The organism is Flavobacterium sp. 270 (genome assembly GCF_004368785.1).
Classification (GTDB): Bacteria; Bacteroidota; Bacteroidia; order Flavobacteriales; family Flavobacteriaceae; genus Flavobacterium.
The window spans coordinates 257,525-284,521 of record NZ_SODM01000007.1; the positions used below are offsets into that span (position 1 = coordinate 257,525).

Annotated in this window: 24 protein-coding genes; 4 read left to right on the forward strand and 20 right to left on the reverse strand. The window is 33.8% G+C overall.

Annotated features, from left to right (window positions below; all coding sequences use genetic code 11):
- Window positions 1–50: 50 nt before the first annotated feature.
- The 12 genes from EV144_RS22425 to EV144_RS22480 all read right to left on the reverse strand — a co-directional run bounded on the left by EV144_RS22425 (window position 51) and on the right by EV144_RS22480 (window position 13,347).
- On the reverse strand, window positions 51–905 hold the full coding sequence (locus EV144_RS22425; protein ID WP_134151372.1) for a hypothetical protein: 855 nt from the start codon (window positions 903–905) through the stop codon (window positions 51–53).
- A gap of 2 nt (window positions 906–907) precedes the next feature.
- Window positions 908–1,243: a hypothetical protein gene (locus tag EV144_RS22430; protein WP_134151373.1), complete on the reverse strand. Its 336-nt coding sequence runs from the start codon at window positions 1,241–1,243 to the stop codon at window positions 908–910.
- A gap of 103 nt (window positions 1,244–1,346) precedes the next feature.
- Window positions 1,347–2,075 (reverse strand): metallophosphoesterase family protein, encoded by a 729-nt coding sequence (locus EV144_RS22435; protein ID WP_134151374.1) that lies wholly within the window; start codon window positions 2,073–2,075, stop codon window positions 1,347–1,349.
- Window positions 2,076–2,077: 2 nt separating this feature from the next.
- Entirely contained in the window at window positions 2,078–2,620 is a 543-nt protein-coding gene (locus tag EV144_RS22440) for an RNA 2'-phosphotransferase (RefSeq protein WP_134151375.1), read from the reverse strand.
- A gap of 27 nt (window positions 2,621–2,647) precedes the next feature.
- Window positions 2,648–3,184 carry an NADAR family protein gene (locus EV144_RS22445; RefSeq protein WP_134151376.1) on the reverse strand — a complete coding sequence of 179 codons (537 nt, stop codon included), beginning with the start codon at window positions 3,182–3,184 and terminating at the stop codon, window positions 2,648–2,650.
- The gene (locus tag EV144_RS22450) at window positions 3,174–3,653 is read right to left on the reverse strand and encodes a nucleoside 2-deoxyribosyltransferase domain-containing protein (RefSeq protein WP_134151377.1); all 480 of its coding nucleotides are present in this window, start codon (window positions 3,651–3,653) and stop codon (window positions 3,174–3,176) included. The genes EV144_RS22445 and EV144_RS22450 overlap by 11 nt, the downstream gene beginning before the upstream one ends.
- Window positions 3,650–4,483, reverse strand: a complete 834-nt coding sequence (gene prs / locus EV144_RS22455; protein WP_134151378.1) for a ribose-phosphate diphosphokinase — start codon at window positions 4,481–4,483, stop codon at window positions 3,650–3,652. Before prs ends, EV144_RS22450 begins: the two co-directional genes overlap by 4 nt.
- Before the next feature lie 93 nt (window positions 4,484–4,576).
- Entirely contained in the window at window positions 4,577–9,976 is a 5,400-nt protein-coding gene (locus EV144_RS22460) for an AAA domain-containing protein (protein ID WP_134151379.1), read from the reverse strand.
- Between the two features lies 1 nt (window position 9,977).
- Window positions 9,978–11,180, reverse strand: a complete 1,203-nt coding sequence (locus EV144_RS22465) for a M48 family metalloprotease (protein WP_134151380.1) — start codon at window positions 11,178–11,180, stop codon at window positions 9,978–9,980.
- A gap of 9 nt (window positions 11,181–11,189) precedes the next feature.
- Entirely contained in the window at window positions 11,190–11,882 is a 693-nt protein-coding gene (locus EV144_RS22470) for an NUDIX hydrolase (RefSeq protein ID WP_134151381.1), read from the reverse strand.
- 112 nt (window positions 11,883–11,994) lie between these two features.
- A complete protein-coding gene (locus EV144_RS22475; protein WP_134151382.1) occupies window positions 11,995–12,357 on the reverse strand; it encodes a PKD domain-containing protein in 363 nt (120 codons plus the stop codon).
- 84 nt (window positions 12,358–12,441) lie between these two features.
- A complete protein-coding gene (locus EV144_RS22480) occupies window positions 12,442–13,347 on the reverse strand; it encodes a LysR family transcriptional regulator (RefSeq protein ID WP_134151383.1) in 906 nt (301 codons plus the stop codon).
- An 85-nt stretch (window positions 13,348–13,432) separates the two neighbouring features.
- Between EV144_RS22480 and EV144_RS22485 the strand changes: the two genes are divergently transcribed.
- From EV144_RS22485 to EV144_RS22495, 3 genes are all read left to right on the forward strand, one after another.
- The gene (locus EV144_RS22485; RefSeq protein ID WP_166670622.1) at window positions 13,433–14,194 is read left to right on the forward strand and encodes a type 1 glutamine amidotransferase domain-containing protein; all 762 of its coding nucleotides are present in this window, start codon (window positions 13,433–13,435) and stop codon (window positions 14,192–14,194) included.
- A 177-nt stretch (window positions 14,195–14,371) separates the two neighbouring features.
- Window positions 14,372–15,529, forward strand: a complete 1,158-nt coding sequence (locus EV144_RS22490) for an iron-containing alcohol dehydrogenase (RefSeq protein ID WP_134151385.1) — start codon at window positions 14,372–14,374, stop codon at window positions 15,527–15,529.
- A gap of 390 nt (window positions 15,530–15,919) precedes the next feature.
- Entirely contained in the window at window positions 15,920–16,915 is a 996-nt protein-coding gene (locus EV144_RS22495) for an NAD(P)H-dependent glycerol-3-phosphate dehydrogenase (protein WP_134151386.1), read from the forward strand.
- Between the two features lie 178 nt (window positions 16,916–17,093).
- Here the strand turns inward: EV144_RS22495 and EV144_RS22500 are convergent, their stop codons facing one another.
- The 3 genes from EV144_RS22500 to EV144_RS22510 all read right to left on the reverse strand — a co-directional run bounded on the left by EV144_RS22500 (window position 17,094) and on the right by EV144_RS22510 (window position 19,137).
- A complete protein-coding gene (locus EV144_RS22500) occupies window positions 17,094–17,501 on the reverse strand; it encodes a hypothetical protein (RefSeq protein ID WP_116752225.1) in 408 nt (135 codons plus the stop codon).
- Between the two features lie 126 nt (window positions 17,502–17,627).
- Entirely contained in the window at window positions 17,628–18,647 is a 1,020-nt protein-coding gene (pheS, locus tag EV144_RS22505) for a phenylalanine--tRNA ligase subunit alpha (protein ID WP_134151433.1), read from the reverse strand.
- Between the two features lie 133 nt (window positions 18,648–18,780).
- Entirely contained in the window at window positions 18,781–19,137 is a 357-nt protein-coding gene (locus tag EV144_RS22510) for a hypothetical protein (RefSeq protein WP_134151387.1), read from the reverse strand.
- Between the two features lie 338 nt (window positions 19,138–19,475).
- Here EV144_RS22510 and EV144_RS22515 point away from each other — a divergent pair, with 338 nt between their 5' ends.
- The gene (locus EV144_RS22515) at window positions 19,476–20,021 is read left to right on the forward strand and encodes a CvpA family protein (RefSeq protein ID WP_134151388.1); all 546 of its coding nucleotides are present in this window, start codon (window positions 19,476–19,478) and stop codon (window positions 20,019–20,021) included.
- A 9-nt stretch (window positions 20,022–20,030) separates the two neighbouring features.
- On the opposite strand, the gene EV144_RS22520 is transcribed toward EV144_RS22515, so the two are convergent.
- The 5 genes from EV144_RS22520 to EV144_RS22540 form a co-directional block, all read right to left on the reverse strand.
- Window positions 20,031–20,387 carry a hypothetical protein gene (locus EV144_RS22520; RefSeq protein ID WP_134151389.1) on the reverse strand — a complete coding sequence of 119 codons (357 nt, stop codon included), beginning with the start codon at window positions 20,385–20,387 and terminating at the stop codon, window positions 20,031–20,033.
- Window position 20,388: 1 nt separating this feature from the next.
- Window positions 20,389–20,853, reverse strand: a complete 465-nt coding sequence (locus EV144_RS22525; RefSeq protein ID WP_134151390.1) for a Panacea domain-containing protein — start codon at window positions 20,851–20,853, stop codon at window positions 20,389–20,391.
- A gap of 99 nt (window positions 20,854–20,952) precedes the next feature.
- On the reverse strand, window positions 20,953–23,361 hold the full coding sequence (locus EV144_RS22530; RefSeq protein ID WP_134151391.1) for a glycosyl hydrolase family 95 catalytic domain-containing protein: 2,409 nt from the start codon (window positions 23,359–23,361) through the stop codon (window positions 20,953–20,955).
- Between the two features lie 340 nt (window positions 23,362–23,701).
- Entirely contained in the window at window positions 23,702–25,648 is a 1,947-nt protein-coding gene (locus EV144_RS22535) for a sialate O-acetylesterase (protein ID WP_134151392.1), read from the reverse strand.
- Between the two features lie 110 nt (window positions 25,649–25,758).
- A complete protein-coding gene (locus EV144_RS22540) occupies window positions 25,759–26,994 on the reverse strand; it encodes a glycoside hydrolase family 5 protein (protein ID WP_208326875.1) in 1,236 nt (411 codons plus the stop codon).
- Between the last annotated feature and the right edge of the window lie 3 nt (window positions 26,995–26,997).

Below are 26,997 nucleotides of genomic sequence, written 5' to 3' on the forward strand. Positions count from 1 at the left end.
AGAAAAAGCTTTATGTTTTAATCTCGCAAAGCCGCAAAGTCGTAAAACTTTTAAAGCATTTCAATATTATCTAACCCTCCTAAGTTTACACTTCCAGAAGAACCGCTTTTGTATCTATCGCAGATAATTCCTTTTATCACATTCGGAATTTCTCTGTGATCTTCTATAGACAAACAATTTTGTCCTAATAATTCTTTCCACGCTACATTAGCTCTTACGGCCTGATCAGAATGCAAAACGCTGATATGATATACATCATAATATTTTCTGGCTTCGTCCAAAAGTTCTTTAGCCGTATATGTCTGCTGACCTGTACCCATAATTTCTTTGATTGCCGATGCCGGAAGAACGTCTAAATTAGGCTCGTCACCAACGGTAAATAACAATCCTTTTTGATTTCTTTTTTCGAAAGCATCGGTTTTAGTATGAAATGCAGCGAAATACCAAGCTAAAAGATAACTTTCACCCGCGTTTCCACCACCGCCAGATTCAATATAAGTACGTGTTAACCACATATCCAATTCTTCGTCTCCAGATTCAAACTGACCCACTTGCAACGGATAATTATCGCATTCGTGGTCACCAATTCCTAAGAATAAAAGTGCCGGATCGGGAACACCGCCCTGAATAATTCCTCCCATTAATTTTGGAAGACCGTCTTTTATCAATTCGTGTGGAATATGTCCCATACTTCCCGTAACGTCCAATCCTAAAATAATCGGAACTGAATTTGGATGAACGGCTGAATCTCTGGCTTCTCTAAAAGTAACGCCATTCGGATTCATAGATTCGTGTGCCATTCCTTTTGCATTTTGAGTGAAAATTTCACTCGCAGATTTTTTTCCATAGCCTGCTGCTTCTGCTCTGCTCAAACGAGCGCCTAAATCGTATCTTGTACCTCCCATGATTAAAATGTTTTACCAAATAAATATTCGAATCTCTTTTTTGTAACTTCCAATTGAATATTTAAATTTCTAATTGTTAATGATAATTCCATGTCTTTTTGAACAAATGCTTCCGGCTGAAAATCGGCAAACGTCAAACTATTTTTATCCAGCGGACTAATATCGATAAGGCCTTCCTGCTCGCGCTCGAGTCTTTTTATTTTAAGTTCGATATCTTCTACTCTTCGTCTGTATATTAGTTCAGAATCCTCTCCAATTGTCTTTGCTCTGTCTTCTCTAATCTGATCATTATTTCTACGTAATGACTCAATAAATCTTGGTTTTAATTCGTCTTCCATGTTCTTAAATTTAATTTTGTTGTTTTAAATTCTAAATAATCTTATTGAAATATATAATCCAAATTAAGGAGAAATTCCTTTTAAGAGTTACAATTTGGATGTTTTAATTCCTTCCTTTTTCGTTTGGATATAAATCCTTTACGATATCACTTTGATAAACTTGTTTTGTATCAACATCTATACAGGATAATTTACCGTAAAATGCGGCACCTGTATCAATATTCCAAACATTACAACCTTGCATTGGAACATCAATTCCGTAATTTAACGTTGGTGTATGACCAATATAAATTTCATTAAAAAGCAATAATCTTTTCGGATAAGTAAGTGAATCTTTTGCAATACGCTTATCCATTGTTAAAGCCATTTCCCACAAGGTTCGATCCCAGGAATAATTGGTGGAATAATGTTCTTTCTCAGGTCCGTGCATGGATGAAAAACCGGCATGAATAAATAATCTGTTTTCTTCATCTATGAAATAGTTTTCCATGCTTTTAAAAAACAATAAATGTTGATGCTTTTCTTCTGCTGAATAACTTTCATAACTTTTGATAGTTCCCGCTCCACCATGTTTTTCCCAAACGGTATCGACATTTTCTGTTTCCAGCCAGTCTTCGCACCAAATATCATGATTTCCTTTTATGAAAATACAATTGTATTTTTTGTTTAAATTTATAAGAAAATCAATTACAGAGGCAGATTCACTCCAACCGTCAACATAATCTCCTAAAAAAATTATGCTATCGTCTTCTGTAACTTCAATTCTCTCTAAAAGTTGAATTAAAGCTTTCAATCCACCGTGAATATCTCCTATAACTAAAGTCCTTTTCATAACTAAAACTCAATGTATTTTGCCGGAACTTCATCCGTAAGCCAAACTTCATTTTCTGAAAGATAAAACTTAAATCCTGCTTCCTGCATTCTTCTCGCTTCGACTTTTAAAATGATTGGTTTACCTCTTCTGCTTCCAACTTTTATCGCTGTTTCTTTGTCTTTACTCAAATGAACATGCTGACGACTCATTTTTTGCAATCCTTTTTCTTTTATCCCATGAATGCTGGCTTCTACAGTTCCGTGATATAAAAATTCTAATGGCAAAGCTTCTTTTAGATTTAATTCTACTTCTATCGAATGTCCTTGACTTGCTCTTATTTTGGTTTTATCTTCATTGAAAGTGAAACGTTTTTTATCGTTCGTTTCAACTACAATATTCAGTAATTCTAAATCTATTTTTTTTTGATGCTGATTACATTTTGTGATCAATTCCTCAACATTTGCCCAACCGTTTTCATCTAATTTTAAATGAATAGTTTCTGGCGAATGTCTTAAAACAAGACTTAGAAATTTACTTGTTGATTTTATTTCTTTTTCGTTCATTATCTAATAATTGAATTAAATAAATTTCTATTTCAATTCATCCCTAACCTCCATCAAAGCAAAACCTAAAAGATTTAAGCCTTTCCATTTCTCAGGATTATTTACATCTTTATGATCACTTGCCATTCCGATTCCCCAAATAGGATCTACCGGACTTGCTTCGACCAGAATTCTTTCGTTTGTGTTGATCAAAAATTCTTTTAAATCTTTGTTCTGGCTGAATTTATGCAGATTCCCATCTTTTACGATTTCAAATCTGTTTTCAAGCCAGATTGTATCTACATAATTCTTTACTTCACGTCCTAACTTTTTAGCTTCGGCCGGAGTTTTTGCCAGAATTATTTTTTCTAAAACTTCCTGATCATTAAACAATTCGGCTTTTTTGGCCATCATCCAATGTTCAGCGGTTTTATAAGTGATACCGTTTACTTCAAAAGAGCTTAACCACCATTGACTGAAACAGGTTTTGGAAATACTTCCGTCTTTGTTTGGCTGATGTCCCCAGAAAAATAGAAATTTATTGTCTTGTTTTTGAGCAATTAATTGCTCTATACTATATTTCATCACGATTTATTTTATTTTTTAATACGGTAATTAAATCTTCTAATGTTTCAAAAGTTGGAATTCCTTTTCTTTTACAGACAATATCAATATTTCCTTTTCTCCAAAAACCTTCTTCACAACAAACCAGCATCTTTTTTGAATCTGCAAACAAACCGAACTCCAGCATTGAAATTGGCGATTGAGAATTTTTATCAAAAAACATAATAATGAAATCTGATAATTCTAATGCATCTAATTCCCAATTTACCTGATCACTAAACTGCTTATTTTCTATAGATTGAATCCAACTCGAATCCCAGCTTTTTCGTCTTGGATTTAAGATTATGATTTCTTTCTCTGAATTAAAATCCTGAAAAACATCGATTATTTTTTGTTGCCAATCTGTTGAATTACCCATATCGATTGTTCCTGCCAGAAATATTTTTATTCCCTGCGTTTCAATTTCATTTATTGGGTAAATTACTTTCATATCAATTGATCCAAACCAATAACCTCAACATTTTCTCCTTCAAAATCTTTAAAAGAGTTCGTTGTGAAAATCCTATCAAAGCAGTCTAAAACTTCAAAACCTTTATTAAAGATTCCGTGGCTTACTGCTAAGTATAATTTTCCGGCGTTTTTCTTTTTTAATTCTTCTGCTAATCCTACGAAAGTTCCTCCTCCGTCGCAAATGTCGTCTACAATCAAACAATCCATCCCTTCTAAATCATCATTGTACACTTTAAAACCAGATAATTTTCCTGTTTTTACATCACGGCTTTTACTGCATTCTACCACTTCTACACCGCCTAAAAATTCAGAAACTTTGTAGATTTTTTTCAAAGCGCCACCATCTGGAGAAATCAGTTTTACATCATTTCCGATACTTTTTATTACTTGCTGAATAAAAGTGTAATTCGGAATTACAGTGCTGTTGTTCAATAAAGCCGGAGTTACTTCTGAATGCGCATCAAAAACAAAAACTTTATTTAACTGCATTGCGTTGATGATATCAGCATATACTTTTACAGATAATGGTTCGCCCGGAATCATAACACGGTCTTGTCGTGCGGCCGGGAAATAGGGAATAAACAATTCTATAATTTTTACATCCATTCTTCTTAAAGCATCAACCGTTACGCACAACAATCCTAAATCGTTGAAAGAATTCAATCTATGTGTAATGGTAACTTTTCTGTTGGTATCAAAATCCGGAACGATTTTAATGTGTGGTTCTCCTCCAGAAAAAGTAAAACTTTGAAATTTGATTTGTTCCTGATTTTGAAAAGGAGCGAATTTTGGGTCGAGATTTAGTATCATAGTTTTTTAGTTTGCGTTAATTATACGCAAATGTAGAATTAAATTTTTAACAAACAATTTATTTTGTGTAAAATTTACGCAAAAGAGTATTTTTTATTCTTTATAATAGTCTTTCGCCAGTTTTTGGGCGATTAATTTTCGCTTTTCTTTTGTTGCAATATCTTCGCTGTCAAAGGATTTTACCATTTTTTGTCCTTTGGTTCCTACTCTGCCGTATTGCACAATAATATTTTTGTCGTCCTGGCTTATTTCCCAAAATTTATTACTTCCGTTTGAAGTATTGAGGTATCTTTCAAAAATAATATTTCCATTAAATGCTTGATTTTGGCTTTCTTCTTCCGCTGTTTCAATATCCGTGTTTACACTTTCAAATGCTACTTCTTCAAAGAAATGTTCATTTTTTAATGAAGCGCCAATCATTTTCAAAACGCGCGGTTTATTTTCTATCCAGTCTTTTGCATAAATCTGGCAGACATTCCAGCCGTTACTCTTCAGAATTTCGGGTCTTAAAAGATATTGTTCCAAAATATCATCATTTGCATAATGAATATCATCATCGATCATAATTCCTAAAACAAATTCTTCGTCTTCGGCCGTTTTTTTGATTCCTAAATGGCATTTAAATTTACTCTGGCCAATATTTTTAACCACAGAATAACCCATTTTAGAAATCTCTTCCTGAATTTGATCTGCAATGATACTCGAAGTTCCTGCGCTGTTTTTGCTGTTTATAGAATTCAGGACATTATTGGCCGATTCCAATTGTCCTAAACTAACCAATTCAGCATATTGAAGGTATTTTCTAAAATAATTCGCACCTTCATTATATTCGTTTTTAATATCAAAGTACTTGATCGAGCTTACTACGCACATACTTTTCTTGGCTCTCGAAAAAATTACATTCAGACGTTTTTCACCGCCTCGTTTGTTGATCGGACCAAAATTCATCAGCATTTTCCCGTTCGGATTATATCCAAAACAAGTACTCATAATAATAATGTCGCGCTCGTCACCTTGCACATTTTCCAGGTTTTTGACAAAAAGCCCCACAAACTGATTGTTTTCAATTCGCTTGTATTCTTCTTCCAGCAGGTTTTCAAAAACTTTATCGTCTATGCAAAGTGCCTCAATAGCAGTTTCAATTTCGTTTTGCTGTTCCATAGAGAAAGCAACAATTCCGATACTTTGTTCTTTGTTCTGCGTTAAAAGTTCGCGAACCATATTGGCAATATATTGCGCTTCTAATGTATTTGAACGGTTATTGTAAACACCATTTTTAATATAATGATACGAGATTGGCTTAGAAAAAAGCTGATCCAAATTGGCTTTCGCATTTTTGACAGCTTCGACAATAATAGGTTCAGAAAGTTTACTGTGATCTTTTAAATCCGGAATTGTAAGCAGTTTACTGTCGTAAAAAGAAGCATTTGAAAAACCAATCAAAGCTTCGTGTTTACTTCTGTAATGCCATCCGAGCATAATCGACGGGAATTTGCGCGCGCCTTGTGTCAGGAAACTATCAGCATCCAAAGAAAAATAATCATCGTCTTCTTCGGTTGCATCTTTCCATAAATCATCCTGATTTCCAGATGAACTTCCGAAGAAATTACTTGGTGGCATCTGCATTTCGTCGCCCACAATAATCGTTTGTTTGGCTCTGTAAATCGGCACCAATCCTTCTTCGAGTGTAATCTGACTGGCTTCGTCAAAAATCACGACGTCAAAATAGTTTTCGTTTACGGGTAAAGTATCCGAAACACTCAGCGGACTCATTAACCAAACAGGTTTTATTTCGCGGATAATCTGACCCGATTCTGAAGATGCCAAATCACGGATGGATTTAAATCGAATGCTTTTGCTGAATTCGTTTTCCAGAATTTTTCTTCCTTCGGTTATTGATTTTTTAGCTTCTTTTTGTTCTGCTGTCATTCCGGAAACAGACATTTCTGAAGTCAAAATCAGTTCTTTTAGATTATTGACTTGTTTGGCTACAATATATTTTCCGTTCAATTCGAGTAAATCGGCATACATTCTTTTTACTTTTTGAATGGAAGTATGCAGCATATCCATATTGAATTTTTTATGCGTGTAGTTTATAGCATAATATTTCTCTAAAGATCTTTCTGCCAAAGTAATTTTAAGATGCTCAAGCGGAATTTTCTTTGTTTTTAATAATTGAATTACCGATGGATTTATATCTTGAATTTCATCAAAATAAGAAGCATACAAATCAAAATAAACTTTTTTGGAGTTGATGGCTGTAATTTGATTTTCAATCTCAGATAAGCTCAAACTTTCATAATTTTCGATATTATTACAAAGAGAAGAACTTAGTTTTAAGAATAAGTTTTTTATCTCAACAACTTCTTTTCGCTCCGCTTCATTCAGGTTTTCAGCAAAATTTAAAATCGTTTCATCCAATTCTTTTTTAAGAGTTTCGGTATGGTATTTTAATTCGAATAAATCTCCGAGATTATATTTAGATTCAAAATCACTTTTTAAAGTATTGAATTTTTCTTCTTGTTCAAATTGGGATAAGTAATTCTCTAAAACCACGATTAAACTTGGTTTTACAGTATGTTTATTAATATCATAAACCGCCAGAATTTCATTTTTTGTCTTTTTATAATCTGAATTTATAAAATTAAAAAAACTGTTTTCGTTTTTTCTGATGATTTCCAAAGCCGTTTTCGCGTCGGTTTCAGAAATAGTTTTGTTCCAATACGGATATTGTTTGGCTGACTTTTCGATATCATTTCGCAATTTTAGCAAAGTCTGAACATCGTTTTCAAGTGATTTGAAAAGGCTGTTGTTTGGCTCTAATAATTGGGACATGTTATTATCAAAATAAACAAAAGTCGCCATTGCTTTGCGCAGGAATTTCTGAATGTCAAACAAAGTATGGATTTCTGTTGGAATAGAAACGAAATCTAATCGCTCTGAAAGATTCTCTGCTATTTCCTGACTGTTTTCAAGATCATTTTTTAAATCTGAGATATGTTTGTGCTTACGAAAAGCATCGATTCTTAAAAAGCGGAAAGGATGCACAGAGAAAAACTCAGACTGATTGGTTTCCTGATTTATAGCATATAATTTCTCTAAAACTTCGCGGTTTTTATTCCAATCCTGTAAACCTGCATTATCATCAAGCATATTTAGATTGTCCAATAAAGCTTTATGCGAATTGGAAACCAAAACATCAAAAAGTGATTTTATTGTAAGATGATTTTCGGCATCAATTTCGGCATTCATAAAATCATGAAACGATGCGACTTTATTGATTTCGGCATCAATTTTCTGAACCAATGCCACACGGTTTTCTGCTATTGACTGAAACTTATTTTTAGTGGCTGTAAAATCGTTAAAGGTTTGTTTCAGATCCAGAATAAACTCTTTTTTATCGGCTTGCGAATCGTGAATCAAACAACACAAATCGTCTAATCCTTGATTTTTCAATCGATAAAAAACGACATCGAGCGCGGCACGTTTTTCACAAACGAACAATACTTTTTTTCCGTTGGCGACATAATTGGCAATCAAATTGGCAATTGTCTGCGATTTTCCCGTTCCCGGCGGTCCTTGTATAATATAGCTTTCGCCGGTTTCAGAATATTTTACCGCATTATTTTGTGTCGGATCACTCGCTACAACATTAAAAGTTTTGGTAAAACTGTTTCCCGATTCCAGTTCGTTTTTAAAATCTTTCTGGGCTAATGAATTGAATAAATTTTTAAAAACATTGCTTTCTACATCATTCTCAATTACCTGATTGTAATCCCGAACGAGTGACATTTTTTTATAATTAAAATTCCCCAATATCAGATTACAAGTATCAAATTCCCAACGAAACGGATTTGTTTCGCCTTCGTCAAGCTGATAAAATTCTCTTTCTATGGTTTTGTTCTCATTAAAAAACTGCGGATTTCTTTTGATATCGCTGTTTATCAAATATTCTAAAGAAGAGGCTTGGGTAAAAACATAATTTCTGAATAATTCTAAACCATAAGGCTGGTAATTTTCAGATTGATAAGAATAACTCAGACTACGCTGATCCTGTATGGCTTGTTTCTTTTTGGAACGTTTATTAAACTGTGTCAGGATTTGTTTTGCCTGCGAATAAATGAGTTTTATCTTTGGTTTACCAATATAATCCAGGACAATTCCTGAATTATTTTTTTCGACCTGAACGCGTAATAATTCAAAAATAGATTCAATTTTAGTTTCAGAAAGCTGAATTCTTTCCGGCAGTCTGATATCGTATAAATCTTTGAGCACATTTGCCAATACCGGATTTATTTCTACTTCAGAATCCAGAAACTCCAGCGAATATTGATCTTTTAATCCTTTTTTCTTCGTCAGCGTTACCGATGCCAAAAGCAAAGGCGACACTATTTTTTCTGAACTATTTTCTTTTGTGTTAAACCAGTTTAAGTTACAGATTACTAATTTTAACTGACTGAAACCATATTCGTTAATATCTTTGTTGGCTTCTAAACGTATTTTATCGAGCGTTGGCACGATGTACGTATTGTCCTCTACTTCTAAATATTTGTTGAGCGAAATCGTACTGGTTTTGCTTATTTTTTTTGAAATTTCCTCATTCCAGTAAAAGATAGAATTGGGGTCAATGTTTTGATAATCTAAAGCTTGCGGAACCGAAGAAACAGTAAGATTTAAGAACTTTAAATTCGGCTGAAAATATAAAAGTCGGTTGCGTTTACTATTATCAAATAATCGGTTTCGAAGTTTTTCGTGAATAAACTGATTTTTGTTTTGAACTTTAGCATCAATCAACTGCGATAAATCGTATTCGTTTTCAGGATCGTAATCTCTGTAATTCCTCAGTTTCTCGATTATTTCGTTGACGTCTTTCCAGCGTTTTTCGCGGTTTAATTCGGTCATTCCCAAAATAATATTCGCAATCGCAGGATTTATTTTACTGTTCAGGAAATACAATTTCTTGCGGTATTCTACAAAACGCTTTACATCATCAAGATCGGTAAAATCAAACTGCAGCGTAATACTCGCCAAGATCATTCCCAAAATAAAAATATCGGTTACGGGATCGTGATGACCAAATTCAAATTCAAAACAACCGTAATCTTTTACGTAAACTGCTTTTTTGGAATTTTCTTCTTCCTTTTCAGAAACACTTTTATCGCCGTATTCACGTGTTATTTCTTCTCCAATTTCGGTAGTATTGTAATGAAGTCCGGAAATTTCGAATGCTTTGCTTTTACTTTTAAACAATTCCTGAATGGGTTTCAGATTTTGTTTTACTTCAAATGCATTATCGGTAATATGAAAATGTCCGTTTTCGATGTAAATCGAAGAAATAGTATCCAGCGACGCCACTTTTCCCTGATTATGAATTGTCGAAACCGTTTTTAATAAAGGCATCATAATGGCGATAATATCATCGCTTGTAAAAGATCCTTTTTGAAAATTTTCGGTAATAAATTGATAGAAAGCAGATTCTTTTATTGTTGCCATCTTAATAAGTATTTTCGAGATCGGATTGTAAAATAGTGTTCAGTGTAGCAGTGCAATTTTGAGTAAAACTTTTATAAGTCTTCTCGGTAAGATTTAATTCCTTTTTCAGAATCGTTTTCATATGATCTTCCAATCCTAATTGTTCCGAAATATCCAGAATATGACCAATAAACGCTTCTTTGAGTTCAGGATCGCATAACGCAAAATCGAGCATTACATAGGTATAATACTCCTTTAGGTTTTTCCTGCTATTTTCTATTTTTAGTTTGAATGCGTCATTAATTACAACATCATTTTTTCGGTCAGAATTAGAAAAGTATTGTTTATAAAGTGCGTTGCAATATTCAGATTGTGTCCATTTTGGTTTTAAAACAATCGAGATCAATTCTTTCGTATTATCAAAAACCAATTTCTTGGTAAATAAGTTTAACTGATGAAGATCAATCTGTCCCGAAATAATCTTTTCTGTTCTGGAATAAAAATTGGCATTATTGTTTTGAAAAATTTCTAACGATTTGGCACGGATAAAATTTTCAGGATGCGTTTCTCCGTCTGAACCTTTCTCAATTCTTTCGAGAATTTCGTCGGCTTGTTTTAAATAACTTTTGGCCGAAACTTTTTCTAAACCTGTATTTAATTTAACCAAAGTTTCAATAGTAGTTTCCAGACTTCCGCTGGCTTTGAGCGCGCCCAGATCACAAAACAATTCGGTATAAAGCTGGTATAATCTTGCGGTTTCGTAATAAAACAATTCGCTGTTAGAATCGCTCGCAATGGTATTGATGATTCTGTTTGTGATTTCGAAATCGCCATTTTCTAAATTAAAAAGCAGAATATGCGACAATTCATGTCCGAATAAAACCAATAATTCATCATCATTCAACAATTTCAAAATAGTGCCCGAGAGAATAATGTGCGCTTCTTTTTCAAAAAACACCACTCCGGCATTATTGCTATCCATAGTTTGCGACTGGTAAATAGTAATCGGAATAATAATCCCTAATTTATCTTTTGCGACTTGTAAAATTTCATACACTTTCGGCTCCGTTTGCGTATCTATGCGATAGGAATTTTTTAATAAATCGGTTTTATATGCTTCTTGTTGTTCGACTTTTACTTTTTCTTCAGAAAACCAAGACCATGTTTTGTCTTGTTTCTTGAAATAATCTCTTAAATCAGAATGGAACGGAAATGGTTTAATCATAATATTAGTTTAAGCGAATTTTATTTCGAAGTGAAAACCTTCTTTTATTAAATCATTGTATTTCTGTTTATTAAAACAAAACAATTTGGCTGGACGACCTGTTTTTATCGGCGAATAATTTTCGGTTTCTTCGACAATTCCAAAACTGAGAATTTTTTTACGGAAGTTACGACGTTCTATTTCTTTTTCAAGAATAGTACAGTATAAATTTTCGAGTTCAGAGAAAAGGAATTCTTTTGGAAGCAAATCAAAACCAATGGGCTCATAAGTCAGTTTTGCTTTTAAGCGTTCAACGGCTTTTTTGAGAATTATATTATGATCAAAAGCCAATTTTGGAACTTCATCAATTTTAAACCATTGCACTTTATCAGCATCAGAATCGGCTTTGATTTCTAGTTTTGAAGGATCGACAAGTGCAAAGTAAGCCACAGAAACAACACGATTTCTTGGATCTCTAGAAATATCATCTCCAAATGTAAAAAGCTGTTCAAAATAATTAACATCTACGTTGGTTTCTTCTTTCAATTCTCGTTTTACAGCATCTTTCAGAGATTCATCATTCTTCACTAATCCGCCCGGAAAAGCCCAATACGATTCACTAGAACCAAATTTCTGCTGAATTAAAAGCACATACAATTGACTGTTTTGATATCCAAAAACAATAGCATCAACTGCAACTCTTATATTTTGTAAATTTTCCATAAATCCTAAATCATATCAAACAAATATAACGAATGAGAGTCAATTTTATAATCTATTACCGTGGCAATAAAATATAAAATTGACTCTCATCACTATATTTTAATTCTGTATTCTAATTCACCGTGATGCTTTTCTTTGGACTCACGGTACAACTGCTTCCGCTTTTATTAATCATTACATCAGCTTTTGTTTCAAAAGTTCCTGTTGTACTGTAGGTATGAGAAGTTGTTAAACCATTTACAGTTTCAGAAGTTCCATCGCCAAAAGTCCATTTTACAGCTGTGATTGTGTTTGTACCTCCATATTCTATAGAATAATTAATTTTCTTAGAATTACCCGCATCTACAGAATGTTTTAGTGAAATTAAAATCGCTTCACCAACACAATCTATTTCATTTTTGGCTTCGTCTTTACTGCAACAAATACTAATAAAAATTACAGTAACCATTACTAAAATTGTCGAAAATTTTTTCATAACTGATTGATTTTATGTTTGTTATACAAATGTATGTTTTAAAAACCAAACCAAAATCAAAAAAGAGAAGAATTTTCGTCCAAATTACAATCTATTACCAAAAAACAATTTTAATTCTTTCGCTATGATATCAAAAAATGAATTAGCATTATTGTTTTTTGCTGTTAATAAATAAACAAATTCTTCCGGCACGTGAAAACTATTCCATACCAGTTGTAGTTTATTTTCTTTAATATAATTTCTTGCATTACAATTCCATGTTACCGCTACTCCTTCATTTTTGGCTAAAAGCCTCAGCATATCAGACTCTGAAGGAATAATATAATTAGGAACCATTGATGGCCTTTTTTTATTAAAAGCATGCAGCCAGAACAATTTTATATGCGGAATTCTGGCATCGTGACTGTACCATTTTTGACTATTAAGCCATTGTTCAAGTTCTGTATAATTATCAGCTTTTAATTTCTGACGGAAGTCTGTTATATCTAAACTTGTTGGTGCAACCAAGATTAGTTTAATTTTTCCAACAATTTCGTAAGTAGTATCAAAAGTATCGAACCTCTTTGTTGTAATGGCAAAATCAAGTTTTTTCGCATCCACTAATGCAAAAAGTTCGTCATCTTCTGCAAAAGTAAAATCGATCAAATCAAATTTTGAAATTAAAAGTTCGCCTACACAATTAAAAAGATGTTTTGAAATTCCAACAGAAATTAATCGGTTGGCGTCTTCTGCTTTTGCACGAAAAGTATTCTCAACATTTTCGAGACGGTCTAATGCATCAATAATTAAATTATTTAATAACTTAGCGTATTCTGTTGGTTCTACGCCTTTTGACTTTCGATTAAATAATTTATTTCCAACATGAGCCTCCAACATAGAAATCTGCTGACTTACTGCAGGCTGACTTATAAATAACTCTTTTGCGGCCACCGAAAAATTTCCGTTTTTATAAACCGCTTTAAATGTTCTGTACCATTCGAGATTTACCATGACATAAATATATTTATAACAAACATAGTTTATTTTATTTTTACTAATATCACATAAGCCGTAAATTTGTTAAAAATTTAAACTTATGAAGAAAATAGCTTTACTCGCAATTATAGCATTCACAGCCGTCAGCTTTTCAGCGACAGCTCAAAAATTAAATAAAAAAGGTATGAAAAAAGTATTATTTGTTGTTACCAGCAATGATAAACTGGGCAACACCGGAGAAAAAACGGGTTTTTGGTCTGAAGAACTTGCTGCACCTTATTACGAATTATTAGATCAGGGTGTAGAAATCACGATTGCATCGCCTCTTGGCGGACAACCGCCAATTGATCCTAAAAGTTCAGATCCGTCTTCTGCAACGGAAGACACAAAAAGATTTGATGCTGATAAAACATTACAGGAAAAATTAAAACACACCAAAAAACTTTCTACTGTAAATCAAGCCGATTATGATGCAGTTTTTTATCCAGGAGGACATGGTCCGCTTTGGGATTTAGTAGAAGATAAAAACTCTATTGCTTTGATTGAATCTTTTTACAATCATAAAAAACCTGTAGCTTTTGTTTGTCACGCTCCGGCAGTTTTGAAAAATGTAAAAGTAAATGGAGATTATTTAGTAAAAGGTAAAAAAGTTACTGGTTTTACAAATGATGAGGAAGAAGCAGTTGGTTTAACTAAAGTTGTTCCCTTTTTATTAGAAGATGCTTTGACTCAAAATGGAGCAAAATTCTCAAAAGGAGCAAATTGGGCACCATATGCAGTTGAAGACGGACTTTTGATTACAGGCCAAAATCCGGCTTCGTCTAAATTAGTCGCTGGAAAATTGTTGCAAAAATTGAATTAAAATAAGGTGCTAAGGTACTGAGTTGCTAAGTTTCTAAGGTTTTTTTAGCTCTTACAATTCAATATTTTATTCCTTGATCAATAAATTAAAAAATTAACAATGATACTATAGTTTATGATTTTCTAAGAAAAAAAACTTAGAACCTCAGAACCTTAGCATCTTAGAACCTTAAAAAAAATGCTCAACTTTGAATTATACAATCCGACGAATTTAATCTTCGGAAAAGGACAAATAGAAAAACTTTCAACTTTAGTTCCAAAAGATGCAAAAATTCTTTTGGCTTACGGTGGTGGAAGTATTTTCCAAAACGGAATTCACGCTCAAGTAATCGAAAATCTAAAAGGTTTTGATATTGTTGAATTTGGTGGAATTGAACCAAATCCGCATTTTGAAACTTTAATGAAAGCGGTTGATGTTATTAAAGCAGAAAAAATAGATTTCATTTTGGCTGTTGGCGGCGGTTCTGTTATTGATGGTGTGAAATTTATTTCGGCAGCCGTAAATTTTGATGGTAATCCGATAGATATTTTGCAAAAACGTCTTTTAATAAAAGAAAACGCTGTGCCTTTTGGAACTGTTTTGACTTTGCCGGCAACGGGAAGCGAAATGAATTCTGGTTATGTGGTAACGATTAAAGCAACTCAGGAAAAATTATCTTCTGGCGGAAGTGCTTTGTTTCCGCAGTTTTCTATTTGTGATCCGACCGTTATTGCGTCTTTACCAAAAAGACAATTACAAAATGGTGTTGTAGATGCCTACACACACGTTATGGAGCAATATTTAACATATCCGCACGAAGGTTTTCTTCAGGACAGAATCGCCGAGGGAATTTTACAGACTTTGATTGAAGTTGGTCCGGGCGTTGTAGAAAATCCGACTGATTATACTTTGGCTTCCAATTTTATGTGGAGTTGTACTATGGCACTAAACGGATTGATTCAGAAAGGTGTTCCGGCAGATTGGGCAACGCACATGATTGGCCACGAACTAACAGCACTTTACGGAATTGATCATGCAAGAACTTTGGCGATTATCGGACCAAGTTTGTACAAAGTAATGTTTGAAACTAAAAAAGGAAAACTGGCGCAATACGGAAGAAGAATTTTCAACTTAACTGGTTCTGATGATGAAGTTGCAAAAGAAGCGATCAATAAAACGGTAGAATTTTTCCACACAATGGGTATGGATACTAAACTTTCTCAATACACCAATGATTATGATAAAACAGCAGATTTTATTGTAAATCGTTTTGATGAAAGAGGCTGGAAAGGTTTAGGCGAAAATCAATTGGTAACTTTAGAAAAAGTAAAATCTATTGTGGAGATGAGCTATTAAGGAATAAATTCCAAGTTTTAAAATTCCAAATTCCAACTTGTAAGATCTAATTTGAATTTGATTTCTGGATTTTCAAAATTGGAATTTGGAATTTTCAAAAATTGAAATTTTATATAAAAAAAAGGCGTTCTTAAGTTTTTTAGGAACGCCTTTTCAAAATACTAAAACAAAACTAACTAACTCAATTTTTGCTAAATTCATTAAACTTCTAATTAATAAAGAGTTATAACGTAGTGTCTTTCATTTTATTGTATAAACCTGAAAATATTTTTTTGATTTTTTAGAACTGCTTGAAAACCATTGAAATCAAAGGCTTTTTTAAAATTTCTTAAATCACTTTTTGTATTATTACTACATAATTAAGTACTTTTGTTTTAAATTATTAAAATAATGAGCGAAAATTTAAAATTTGCAGTAATTGGTGGAGGAAGCTGGGCAACGGCAATTGCAAAAATGTTATGTGTAAATCTTTCCGAAATTTCGTGGTACATGCGCAATGACGCTGCTATCGAGCACATTCAAAAATACAAACACAATCCAAACTATTTAAGTGCGGTAGAATTTGACACCAATAAACTTAAATTAACTAATGATATAAATGAAGCTGTTGAATACGCAGATTATATAATTTTTGCTATTCCTTCTGCTTTTTTAGATGCAGAACTTCAAAAACTTACTGCTTCTTTAGCCGATAAAATCATTTTTTCTGCTATTAAAGGAATTGTTCCAGAGACGAGTTTAATTGTCGGAGAACATTTCCATATTCAATACGATATTCCATATTACAATATTGGTGTTATTACCGGTCCTTGCCACGCAGAAGAAGTTGCGTTAGAAAGACTTTCGTACTTAACAATTGCGTGCGGTGATCCAGATAAAGCTTCTACTGTAGCAAGATCGCTTTCAGGAAATTATATTAAAGCTAAAATTTCTGATGACATTATTGGTACAGAATACGCTGCAATGCTTAAAAACATTTACTCTATTGCTGCAGGAATTGCACATGGTTTAGGTTATGGAGATAACTTCCAGTCGGTTTTAATGAGTAATGCAATTCGTGAGATGAAAAAATTCATCAGAAAAGTGCATAAAATGAAACGTAACATTAATGATTCGGCTTATTTGGGCGATTTATTAGTTACAGGATATTCGGTTTTCTCAAGAAACAGAATGTTCGGAAACATGATCGGAAAAGGTTATACCGTAAAAAGTGCCATGATGGAAATGAGTATGGTTGCCGAAGGTTATTACGCTACAAAAAGTGCTTATAAACTAAATCAGGGTTACGGCGCTAAAACGCCAATTATTGACGCTGTTTATAGTATTTTATACGACGGGAAAGATGCTAAATCGGTTTTTAAGAAATTAACGGAATCTTTGGATTAGTTTTTTTTTTTAGAAAATAGAATATAGAGTAAAGAAAATAGATTTTCTAATCTTTGAAGATAAAAAAAGAGTCAAGACATTTTAAATTGTTCTTGACTCTTTTCTTTTATCAGTATTTCGAAAAGTCTATTTTCTTTACTCTATATTCTATTTTCTATATTCTATTTTCTATATTCTCCTACTTCACCATAATCCCTTCAACAAATAAAATCGGCACTTCTTCCGTATTGTTTTCGTTGATTAGGTTTGATTTGAAAATGAATTTCTTGTCGTACAAAGTATTCCCGATGAAGAACGTTACCATGAATTCATTATTCATAACCAAAAGACTTTTCTCGATCATTTCGATCTTCACTACAGAAACAGCCGGAACTTCAACAAAAGCATGGCGTAGAATCGACGTTTTTTTCATTTCGCCGTCTATGGTTCCAAATGCCTTAGAAACGACCATTACGCTGTCTAAATTAAAGTCGCTGTCGTTAACTAAATAAGCGTACCAGACTTTCTCCATAAAATCGTCGCTCCATTCCTGAACGGCAGCTAAGAATACGTTTTCTACTTCTGGAATTACAATATCTTTTTTCATTTTTATTAAATTTTAAAAACCTCTGTCAAAGCCGAAACTTCAACAAAGGTTTATTATTATAATTGAGATTAAAGCCTCCAATTTATTCTAAAATCTATCCCGAGGCTTCGGGACTGAAATCTAAAATTATATATTAGACTTAAACTGCTCTAAGAAACGAACATCGTTTTCATAAAACATTCTGATATCTCCAATTTGGTATAAAAGCATTGCGATACGCTCTACTCCCATTCCGAAAGCAAAACCGTTGAATTCATCTGGATTGATGTCGCAATTTTTAAGAACATTTGGATCTACCATTCCGCATCCTCCAATTTCTAACCAGCCTGTTCCTTTTGTAATACGGTAATCGGTTTCTGTTTTTAGTCCCCAATAAATATCAATTTCGGCACTTGGTTCTGTGAATGGAAAATATGATGGACGTAAACGAATCTTAGATTTTCCGAACATTTCTTTTGTGAAATAAAGCAATGTTTGTTTTAAATCTGCAAATGAAACGTCTTTATCAATATACAATCCTTCTACCTGATGAAAAATACAGTGCGAACGTGATGAAATTGCTTCGTTACGAAATACACGTCCCGGAGAAATAGTTCTGATTGGCGGTTTATGATTTTCCATATAACGCACTTGTACAGATGATGTATGCGTACGCAATAAAACGTCAGGGTTTGTCTGAATGAAAAATGTATCCTGCATATCACGTGCCGGATGATATTCTGGTAAGTTTAATGCAGTAAAGTTATGCCAGTCGTCTTCGATTTCAGGTCCTTCTGAAACGTTGAAACCAATGTTTGCAAAAATATCGATTATCTGATTTTTAACGATTGAAATCGGATGACGAGAACCAACAATTACTGGTTCTGCAGCACGCGTTAAATCACCAAAAACTCCTTTTGCTTCTTCTTTGCTTTCCAGTTCTTCCTGAATTGCTTTTACTTTTTCTTCAGCAGCAGTTTTTAAGGTATTCATTACTAAACCGAAATCCTTTTTCTGATCGTTTGGAATATTTTTAAACTCATTAAAAAGTTCTCTTACTAAACCTTTACTGCCCAAATATTTAATACGGAATTGCTCTAAAGATTCTTTATTTTTATCGTTAAAAGCTTTAGCTTCCTCTATATGTTGTTTTATCTTATCTATCATTTTTCCTTCCATAATTGAGAGAACAAATTTAAGCAAAAAAGTGAGATGTGAGCTGTGAGATATGAGAAGTATTTCAAAACTTCTGTTATATTTTCAATCCAGAATCTAAAATCTACACTCTAAAATCTAAAATTTATTCAATAAGGTTTCTTTCTAAAAAATAATTTACAATTGCCTCTTTCATCAAAACAGATTGTTCGCCCGCTTTTAAAGGCGGTAACTCTTCTTTTACTTTGTAATGCGGCCAGCCTTCTTCATCAAAAAATTCAAATTCGTAAAAACCATACGGTTCTAATAATCTGCAGATTGCAATGTGCATTAAGTTTAATTTTTCATCTTTTTTAAATTCGCGGTGTACTTTACCGAGTTCCTGAACTCCGATTAAGTAAATAATAGCATCTAGATCAAGGTCTTCTCCCTGCGAAAATTGATTTGAAAGTATATCGACGAGCTTTTCCCATCGCTCTTTTAGTTGTGTATCTCTGGACATTTAATTTATGATTTTAGATTTTAGATTTTGATTGCGGGTTGATTTTAATGATTATTTAATCTAAAATCTGCAATCTGAATTCTAAAATTAGTTTTGCAAAGATACGGACACTTTCTATAAAATACACATATAAGCTTCGTACATGTTTTTAACACATCGATTCAAAGTTTGAATTGTCTTAAAAGGCATTTCAATTTGTTTAAATAAACATAGTTATGTGTGAAAGCTCGCTTTTCTAAAACTACTTTTAAATACAAAAGCCTTTCTCACTTTGTTACTTTGAACCTCTGTCCCTAAAAAAATCTATATTTGCGCCTGATTAAACAACAAATTAGAATATGAGTTTTTTAGATATTATTTTGGGAGCGCTTTTGGCTTTTAGTATTTACAAAGGTTTTAAAAACGGTCTTTTTGTAGAAATTGCTTCTTTTGTTTCTTTAGTGCTGGGAATTTATTTAGCGATAAAATTCTCTTCGTTTATGAGAGATATTATTGCAAAACACGTAAGTTGGAATCCTTCTAATATTCAGATTACAGCTTTTATCCTGACTTTTATTTTAGTTGTTGTTGCGGTTTATTTATTGGCGAAATTCTTAACCGGAGTTGCTGATTTTGCGCAGCTTGGCTTAATCAATAAATTAGGCGGAAGTTTTTTCAGAGTCTTAAAAACAATTCTAATTCTGAGTGTTTTTATTGCTCTTTTTGAGAAAATAAACTTTGATAATACTTTTGCTAAAAAGGAAACTTTAGATAAATCTATCTTTTACAATCCAATTAAGAAAGTTGCTGCTTTCGTTTATCCTTCGATAGAAAAATGGTACGAGAATTTTAAAGAAAGTCATTCTCAGAAAACAGAATCTAACGAAGATAAAAAAGAAGAATAGCGTTAATTTTTATTCCAAAACTTTAGGCTGCGGAAATAAATTTTTCAGAATAATTAACATCATTCCTATCACATTTATTGATGTCGTTGTCAATAAAGTAATCAGTACGCTATCTGAAAGATTCAGATTCAGTAAATTGTGATTAAAGTATAAAATCGAAATTACAGAAGCTAGCCACAGAAAAATAATAAACGAAAAGATATACGTTAAGTATCTTCTAAGTCTGGTATCTTCTAAAAATCTACCCACTTTTGCACTCCCTAACCGATCCTCAAGAATTTGATTCTGAGTTCTGGCATTCGTCAAGTCTTGGGGAGTTAATGACGAATAGCTGTCAATTGAAATTCGGTTAAGATCCAGGGTCATCTTATAGAGAAATTGGTTTTAGTTTGGTTTTGTAGTGGTCAAAAATATCATCGTCTGAGATCACTGCATTCATGTCTTTACGATAAACCTTTGTCCAAGGACTTCCTTCCGTGTGCGTTAAAGCACTCAAATAAATACCATCAAATCTTCCGTAGAGTTCCCATATTTTATCCAAAAACTTTTCGTCGTCGCCGGAAATTCTTTCATTACTTACAGGATTCGGAATCTTCTCTGTAATTATATTTTTCTTATACTGCTTAATACTATAATATAAAGACGGAAAAACAGGCCCAAAATCCCAGGCAAGAGGTTTCTCGTCAATTAATCTGTCTTTTTTATCCGTTAGAGCCAGGTACCATCCATAAGCGATATAAGTGAGTTTAATTACTTTCATAGGCGTAAGATTTCCCGTTTTGGAATATTTACCTATAAAATAATTCGCTACTGTTGTCGGATTATAAGCCATAATCTTAGAATTATTGTTTCATCAAAGTTACTCAAAATAAGTTTCGAACAAAAATTCAAAAAACTTATTATCATGAAATGAATGAATTACGTTCTAAATTTACCAAGCAACCTCTATTTTTTCTCCCTTTTTTAAAGTGATATCTTGCTTTTTATCGCCAAAAATCAAAGTTGTTTTTCCTCCTTTTTTAGAAGAAACAATTGTTTTGGTTAATTTTTTATTACTCCATTCCATTTCAATTTCAAAACCGCCGCGAACACACAGCCCTTTTACAGATCCCGTTTCCCAAGCGTCTGGTAAAGCCGGAAGTAATCTGATTTCGTTTTCATCAGATTGCACCAACATTTCGGCAACAGCTGCAGTTCCACCAAAATTTCCATCAATTTGAAACGGCGGATGTGCGTCAAATAAATTCGGATACGTTCCTCCTCCTCTTCTTGGTTTTTCGACTTTTTTGCCGTCTGGATCTACGTAACGTAATAATTCGCGGAACATTTTATAAGCACGGTTTCCGTCCCAAAGTCTAGCCCAAAGATTAATTCTCCAGCCTTTTGACCAGCCTGTAGTTTCGTCGCCTTTTATTTCGAGTGTTTGTCTTGAAGCATTGGCTAAATCAGGCGTTTTTAATGGTGTAATATGATTTCCTGGAAAAAGTCCAAACAATTGTGATTGATGACGGTGTTTCGGATCTTTATCGTCCCAGTCAAAATACCATTCCTGTAGATTTCCTTTTTTACCAATTTGATACGGATGTAATTTAGAAAGTGCCGTTTCTAATTTTGTTCTAAAATCTGAATCTGTATTTAGCACTTTTGACGCTTTTATTGTTTTATCAAAACATTCGCGAATCATTGCCAAATCAGCTGTTCCGCCATATAATGTTGCACCGACAAAACCATCTGCCAGTTTATATTGGTTTTCTGGTGAAGTTGATGGCGAAGTGATTAAATTTCCGTTTTTATCGGTAACCATCCAGCCTAAAAAGAATTCGGATGCACCTTTCATCAAAGGATAACCTTCTTTTCTTAAATAATCTTTATCCTGCGTAAAAACATAATGTTCCCAAATGTGTGTACTCAGCCACGCGCCTGCCATTGGCCAGCAAGCCCACATTGGTTCTTCTTTTCCGAATTGACCAACTGGGTTTGTCATTGCCCAAATATCAGAATTGTGCCCCGCTGCCCAGCCTTCGTTTATGCCGTAAAAAGTCTTTGCAGTGACTTTTCCGGTTACCGAAAGATTTTTTATAAAGCTCAATAATGGCAGATGCATTTCTGAAAGATTGGTATTTTCTGCCAGCCAGTAATTTTCTTCCACATTAATATTCATGGTATAATTACTGCTCCACGGCGGATTTAAATACGGATTCCAAATTCCTTGTAAATTGGCCGGAACGCCCATCGTTCTGGAAGAGCTAATTAATAAATAACGACCGTAATTAAAATACAGAATTTCTAAGTTTTTATCTTCTTCACCGTCGGCATAACGCAATAAACGTTTGTCTGTTGGTAAATCTGGTGCTGTTGTTTTTCCTAAATCTAACTTTACTCTGTTGTAAAAATTCTGATAATCGGCAATGTGGTTTTCTTTTAATTTATCAAATCCTTTTGCAAAGGCATTGTTTAGGTTTTGCAATGCCGTTCTTACATCATCTACTCCTTCGGTTGCAGGATTTTTGTCAAAACCATTAAAACTTGTTGCGACAGAAACATAGATATAAGCTTCTGTTGCATCTTTTAAAGTCAGCGTTGTGTTAGAACCCGTAACTTTTCCGTCTTGATTTTTGATTTGGAGTAAGGTTGTAAATTTTGTTCCTCTTTCTTTTACGTCTTTGTATTTTGGTAAAACCGTATATCCGGCATTTTCATGAATGGGCGCAGTGCCTGTCATTACCAAAATATTTCCTCTTACTTCGATATTTGAAGTTAATAAGCTCCTTAAATTAATATCAAAATTTAAAGCGCCTTTTTCACTGCTTGTCAGTTTGATTACCATTATTTGATCTGGCGCCGAAACGAAATATTCGCGGGTAAATTTTACACCGTCCATTTCATAACTCACTTTTGATGTCGCAGTAGAAAGATCAAGTTCTCTGTAATAATTGCTCGCTTTTCCTTTTTCAAAATTGCTAATTTCTAATGTTCCTAAAGGTGCAAATGATTCTGAGTTTTTTCCCTGAAGTTTTTTATTGAGTTCTTCTGCAAGTTTGTAGTCTTCGTTTTTTAAAGCTTCGCGAATCGCCGGAATATTTTTGTAGGCTTCGGGATTCATGTTTGCGTTTACGGGTTCTCCCGACCAAAGTGTAGCATCGTTTAGATATATTTTATCTAGGTTAACGCCTCCAAAAACGGTTGCTCCTAATTTTCCATTTCCTAAAACCAAACTTTCTTCAAAGAATTCTGCGGACTGATTGTACCAGAGTTTTTGAGAAGATTGGGCTGTGCCTTTTCCACTAAAAGTAATGAATACGAGAAGGAATATTAGTTTTTTTATGAAGTTTGATTTCATAAGCGGATTGTTTTTGGTTTTCATTTTAATAGAATTCATTTGTGGATATTGGCATTCACAATATTAGTGGTTTCTATGAAGATAAACATGGATGATTTTTAATTTTTAATGGATGCTTTTGACTTTTTTAGTGAATTTTTGTTTTGATGTGATGCTGTGGCGATAAATAAGTATTTTCTATGAACTTCTTTTTAAATTTTTAAAACCCAATATGCGCGCGTGAGGGATAGGAGCAAACTACCGAAGTAGTGCGGATAGCCCGACGCCATCCCGATAAGCGGGCGAATACGCGCAAAGTAGGTTTGCCCGCTTATCGGGATGGGGTCACGCCCTAATGATTTTATTTACTGACTTTATATTTTTCGTTTGCAGTTATCATTTCCCAATTATCGGTTCTGAATGGCGATGCGGGAAATTTTTCTTTGTTGTAAAGATTTATATTCGTGTCGTCGTCTGCCCAGCCGTAATGTACAGCAACGGGATTTTGAACCTGATCGCTGGAAACGATTATTTTATTGTCTTTTATTATCGATTTTGCGGCATGAAAAATTTTGTCTTCTCCAGCGATTTCGAAACCTTTTAATTCAGCGTTATTTGGTGTTGATAGTCCGCTTCCAGTATTATCGAAAGTCAGAATAATTTGGTTTCCTTTTATTTCCTGAGATTTGTAAGTTGGACCGCTGTAAACTTGTTTTTTACCGTAAACATTATTTAATGCAATTGCTGCCAAACGTAAACCGACATCTTGTTTGTTGGTTGGGTGAATGTCTTTTGCGTTCCCAATATCGGTTGTAACAGCCATTCCCGTGTTTGGTAATTTTAAGGTTTCTTGTTGTGCTTCGCGAAGTTCTGCCCAACGGCTTCCTTTTTGGCTGTTGCCGCCAAACTCGTCAAAAGTGGCCAATTGCACAAAGTAGAAAGGAAAATTGCCTTGTTTGAATTTTGTTCTCCAATCTGTAATCATTAACGGAAATGCTTTTTTGTATTCTTTTGCTCTCCAGACATTGGCCTCGCCCTGATACCATAAAACACCTTGAAATGCATACGGAACCAGCGGATTTACCATTGCATTATATAATAATGATGGATAACTATTTGGCGAAAGTGATGTTTTTACGACAATTACTCTAAATTTCCAATTTCCGTCAAGCGGAATAACTTTACTTCCGATGGTTAATTTTAAATCTTCTTTTTCTCCGTAAATGCCGCCACCGCCACTGTTGTCTACAATTCTTACGGCGATTACATTTTTTCCTTCTTTTAAAATATTATCTGGAATTGAGTACACTCTTTTAAGATCGTATTGTGTGTTTTTTCCAACCTCGATTCCGTTTACATACGTAATGTCTTCGTCGTCGATTTTTGCAAGGCTTAAAATGGCTTTATTTTTTAGGTCTTCGGCAGTTAATGTAATGGTTTTACGCATCCAGACTACGCCGTCTAAATCTCCTAGAGGTTGATTTTCCCATAAACTTGGCGTGTTTAGTTGGCCCCAAGCTGTATCGTTGAAATCTAAATCTTTAAAAGTATTTTCGTTTACTGTACTTACTTCTGTTCCCTGAATCTTTTCGACTCTTTTTTTCATTTTTTGCGCGTACATTTTTGAGATCGAATCCATGTTTAAAACCGGAACATCTGCAATCATAGCTTTAAATTCATTGCTGTTTTGAAATGCTTCGCGACTTGTCCAGGTTTCTACGTTTGTGCCTCCCCAGGAAGTGTTGATGATTCCGATTGGGATTTTTAATTCTGCATATAATTTTTTAGCGAAAAAATAACCTACTGCTGTAAAATTGCCAACGTTTTCTTTGTTGGAAACTTCCCATTTTGCCGATTTTAAATCGTCTTTTGGCTTTCCGCTTAAATCTTGTGCAACACCAAAATGACGAATCATTGGATAATTTGAATCTGCAATTTCTTTCTGGGCATTTATGGTTTTAAAAACCTGAAATTCCATATTCGATTGTCCGCTGCAAATCCAGACTTCGCCAACCAAAACATCTTTTATTGTGATTTTGTTTTTTCCTGTAATGATTAATTCGAATGGACCGCCGGCTTTTTCGGCATTTAAATTTACGATCCATTTTCCGTTTTTGTCGGCTTGAATGGTTTTGGTTTGTTTGTTGAATTTAACTTCGACTTTTTCATTTGGATCTGCCCAGCCCCAAACCGGAATTTCTTTATTGCGCTGCAAAACCATTCCGTCTGAAAAAACCAAAGGCATTTTTACATTTGCATTTGCAATTATGCTGACGAATAAAAAAAGAAAGATTATTTGCTTTTTCATAGTTGTAAATTGTTTTAAACCATATAAGTGATATAAGAAAATTTAAGTTTAGATTCAATTCTGCGCTTATGTTTTCTTATATCACTTATATGGTTAATTTATTTATTTTTTTACTGCAAGCCTTCTATCATGGCGCTTAATGCCTGAGTATCGAAGACAGTATTGTTACTTCTATTGATAATTCCAAAACCATTGTTACCAAGATTTCCTTCGTCCCAATAAAAAGGTAATAAGCCATTTGCTTTTGCTTGTTTTACAACCGTTTTAAGATAATAGGCTCTAGATTTTAGATGTAAAGTTAACGCATCTCCGGTTAAACTCGATCTGCGGATTGCTCCAAATTCTCCTAACAAAACCGGAATTCCTTTGTCTACAAATTGAGTTTTCATTAATTTAAAATTCTTTTCTAAATCGGCTTCTTCTCCCCAAGTTGCATTTCGCTCTGTATCGGTTGTCGAGTGATAATTGGCTCCCCAATAATAAAACATTTTTCCCCAAGATTCGTCTTTGGTTAAACCTCCAAAATTCCACGGTGCATAATAATGAACTTCGACCATCATTCGGCTTGTGGCTTTATCAGTTGGTAATGTTGTCATTAATTTATTGGTTTTTTCGATGTCTGTTGTTGGACCTTGAACTACTAATGTACGATATGAGTTTTTTCCGCCTGTAGAACGAACGGCATCTATAAAAGTTTGGTGATAAGATGTTAAAACTGCCATTTGTGTCGCATCTTCAACTGCTGGTTCGTTGGCGCTTGCAAAAAGTAAATGTTCGTCAAAGCCGCGTAAAGTTGTTGCGATTTGTTCCCAAAAGGCTTTTTGTTTGGCGTTGTTTTCTACTTTTTTGGCTTCGGTAATATTGTTTTCCAGCCAGCCACCGTCCCAGTGAATGTTAACAACAACATACATATCATTGTCTACACAGTATTGCACGACTTCTTTGACTCTGTTTAGCCAATCAGCTTTGATCTTTGCTGTTGATGAGTTTTCCATATTTTGATTCCAGGAACATGGAATTCTTATGGCATTAAAACCATTTGCTTTTACGGCATCAATTAAGGATTTGGTTACTTTTGGATTTCCCCATGCAGTTTCTCCGCCGGTTGCTTCTAAAGTATTACCAATATTCCAGCCGAGTTTTATTTTTGATGCTAATTGTACGGCTGTACTTCCCATTCCTGATGCATCTGCCGGAATTGGATTTGTATTGTAACTCGGATATAATCCAACTGTTTCCGGAACTGTTATTTCTGCTGTTTCTTTATCTGAACTGCAGGCAAAAACACCTCCAAAAAAGATAAAAAACACGGCAGTTATGAAGTAATCTTTGATTGTTTTTTTCATTTT

What these genes read in the sequence shown, in the direction of transcription:
- EV144_RS22425 (WP_134151372.1), bottom strand. Translation starts at nt 905, where the DNA reads ATGGGAGGTACAAGATACGATTTAGGCGCTCGTTTGAGCAGAGCAGAA.
- EV144_RS22430 (WP_134151373.1), bottom strand. Translation starts at nt 1,243, where the DNA reads ATGGAAGACGAATTAAAACCAAGATTTATTGAGTCATTACGTAGAAAT.
- EV144_RS22435 (WP_134151374.1), bottom strand. Translation starts at nt 2,075, where the DNA reads ATGAAAAGGACTTTAGTTATAGGAGATATTCACGGTGGATTGAAAGCT.
- EV144_RS22440 (WP_134151375.1), bottom strand. Translation starts at nt 2,620, where the DNA reads ATGAACGAAAAAGAAATAAAATCAACAAGTAAATTTCTAAGTCTTGTT.
- EV144_RS22445 (WP_134151376.1), bottom strand. Translation starts at nt 3,184, where the DNA reads ATGAAATATAGTATAGAGCAATTAATTGCTCAAAAACAAGACAATAAA.
- EV144_RS22450 (WP_134151377.1), bottom strand. Translation starts at nt 3,653, where the DNA reads ATGAAAGTAATTTACCCAATAAATGAAATTGAAACGCAGGGAATAAAA.
- prs (WP_134151378.1), bottom strand. Translation starts at nt 4,483, where the DNA reads ATGATACTAAATCTCGACCCAAAATTCGCTCCTTTTCAAAATCAGGAA.
- EV144_RS22460 (WP_134151379.1), bottom strand. Translation starts at nt 9,976, where the DNA reads ATGGCAACAATAAAAGAATCTGCTTTCTATCAATTTATTACCGAAAAT.
- EV144_RS22465 (WP_134151380.1), bottom strand. Translation starts at nt 11,180, where the DNA reads ATGATTAAACCATTTCCGTTCCATTCTGATTTAAGAGATTATTTCAAG.
- EV144_RS22470 (WP_134151381.1), bottom strand. Translation starts at nt 11,882, where the DNA reads ATGGAAAATTTACAAAATATAAGAGTTGCAGTTGATGCTATTGTTTTT.
- EV144_RS22475 (WP_134151382.1), bottom strand. Translation starts at nt 12,357, where the DNA reads ATGAAAAAATTTTCGACAATTTTAGTAATGGTTACTGTAATTTTTATT.
- EV144_RS22480 (WP_134151383.1), bottom strand. Translation starts at nt 13,347, where the DNA reads ATGGTAAATCTCGAATGGTACAGAACATTTAAAGCGGTTTATAAAAAC.
- EV144_RS22485 (WP_166670622.1), top strand. Translation starts at nt 13,433, where the DNA reads ATGAAGAAAATAGCTTTACTCGCAATTATAGCATTCACAGCCGTCAGC.
- EV144_RS22490 (WP_134151385.1), top strand. Translation starts at nt 14,372, where the DNA reads ATGCTCAACTTTGAATTATACAATCCGACGAATTTAATCTTCGGAAAA.
- EV144_RS22495 (WP_134151386.1), top strand. Translation starts at nt 15,920, where the DNA reads ATGAGCGAAAATTTAAAATTTGCAGTAATTGGTGGAGGAAGCTGGGCA.
- EV144_RS22500 (WP_116752225.1), bottom strand. Translation starts at nt 17,501, where the DNA reads ATGAAAAAAGATATTGTAATTCCAGAAGTAGAAAACGTATTCTTAGCT.
- pheS (WP_134151433.1), bottom strand. Translation starts at nt 18,647, where the DNA reads ATGATAGATAAGATAAAACAACATATAGAGGAAGCTAAAGCTTTTAAC.
- EV144_RS22510 (WP_134151387.1), bottom strand. Translation starts at nt 19,137, where the DNA reads ATGTCCAGAGATACACAACTAAAAGAGCGATGGGAAAAGCTCGTCGAT.
- EV144_RS22515 (WP_134151388.1), top strand. Translation starts at nt 19,476, where the DNA reads ATGAGTTTTTTAGATATTATTTTGGGAGCGCTTTTGGCTTTTAGTATT.
- EV144_RS22520 (WP_134151389.1), bottom strand. Translation starts at nt 20,387, where the DNA reads ATGACCCTGGATCTTAACCGAATTTCAATTGACAGCTATTCGTCATTA.
- EV144_RS22525 (WP_134151390.1), bottom strand. Translation starts at nt 20,853, where the DNA reads ATGGCTTATAATCCGACAACAGTAGCGAATTATTTTATAGGTAAATAT.
- EV144_RS22530 (WP_134151391.1), bottom strand. Translation starts at nt 23,361, where the DNA reads ATGAAATCAAACTTCATAAAAAAACTAATATTCCTTCTCGTATTCATT.
- EV144_RS22535 (WP_134151392.1), bottom strand. Translation starts at nt 25,648, where the DNA reads ATGAAAAAGCAAATAATCTTTCTTTTTTTATTCGTCAGCATAATTGCA.
- EV144_RS22540 (WP_208326875.1), bottom strand. Translation starts at nt 26,994, where the DNA reads ATGAAAAAAACAATCAAAGATTACTTCATAACTGCCGTGTTTTTTATC.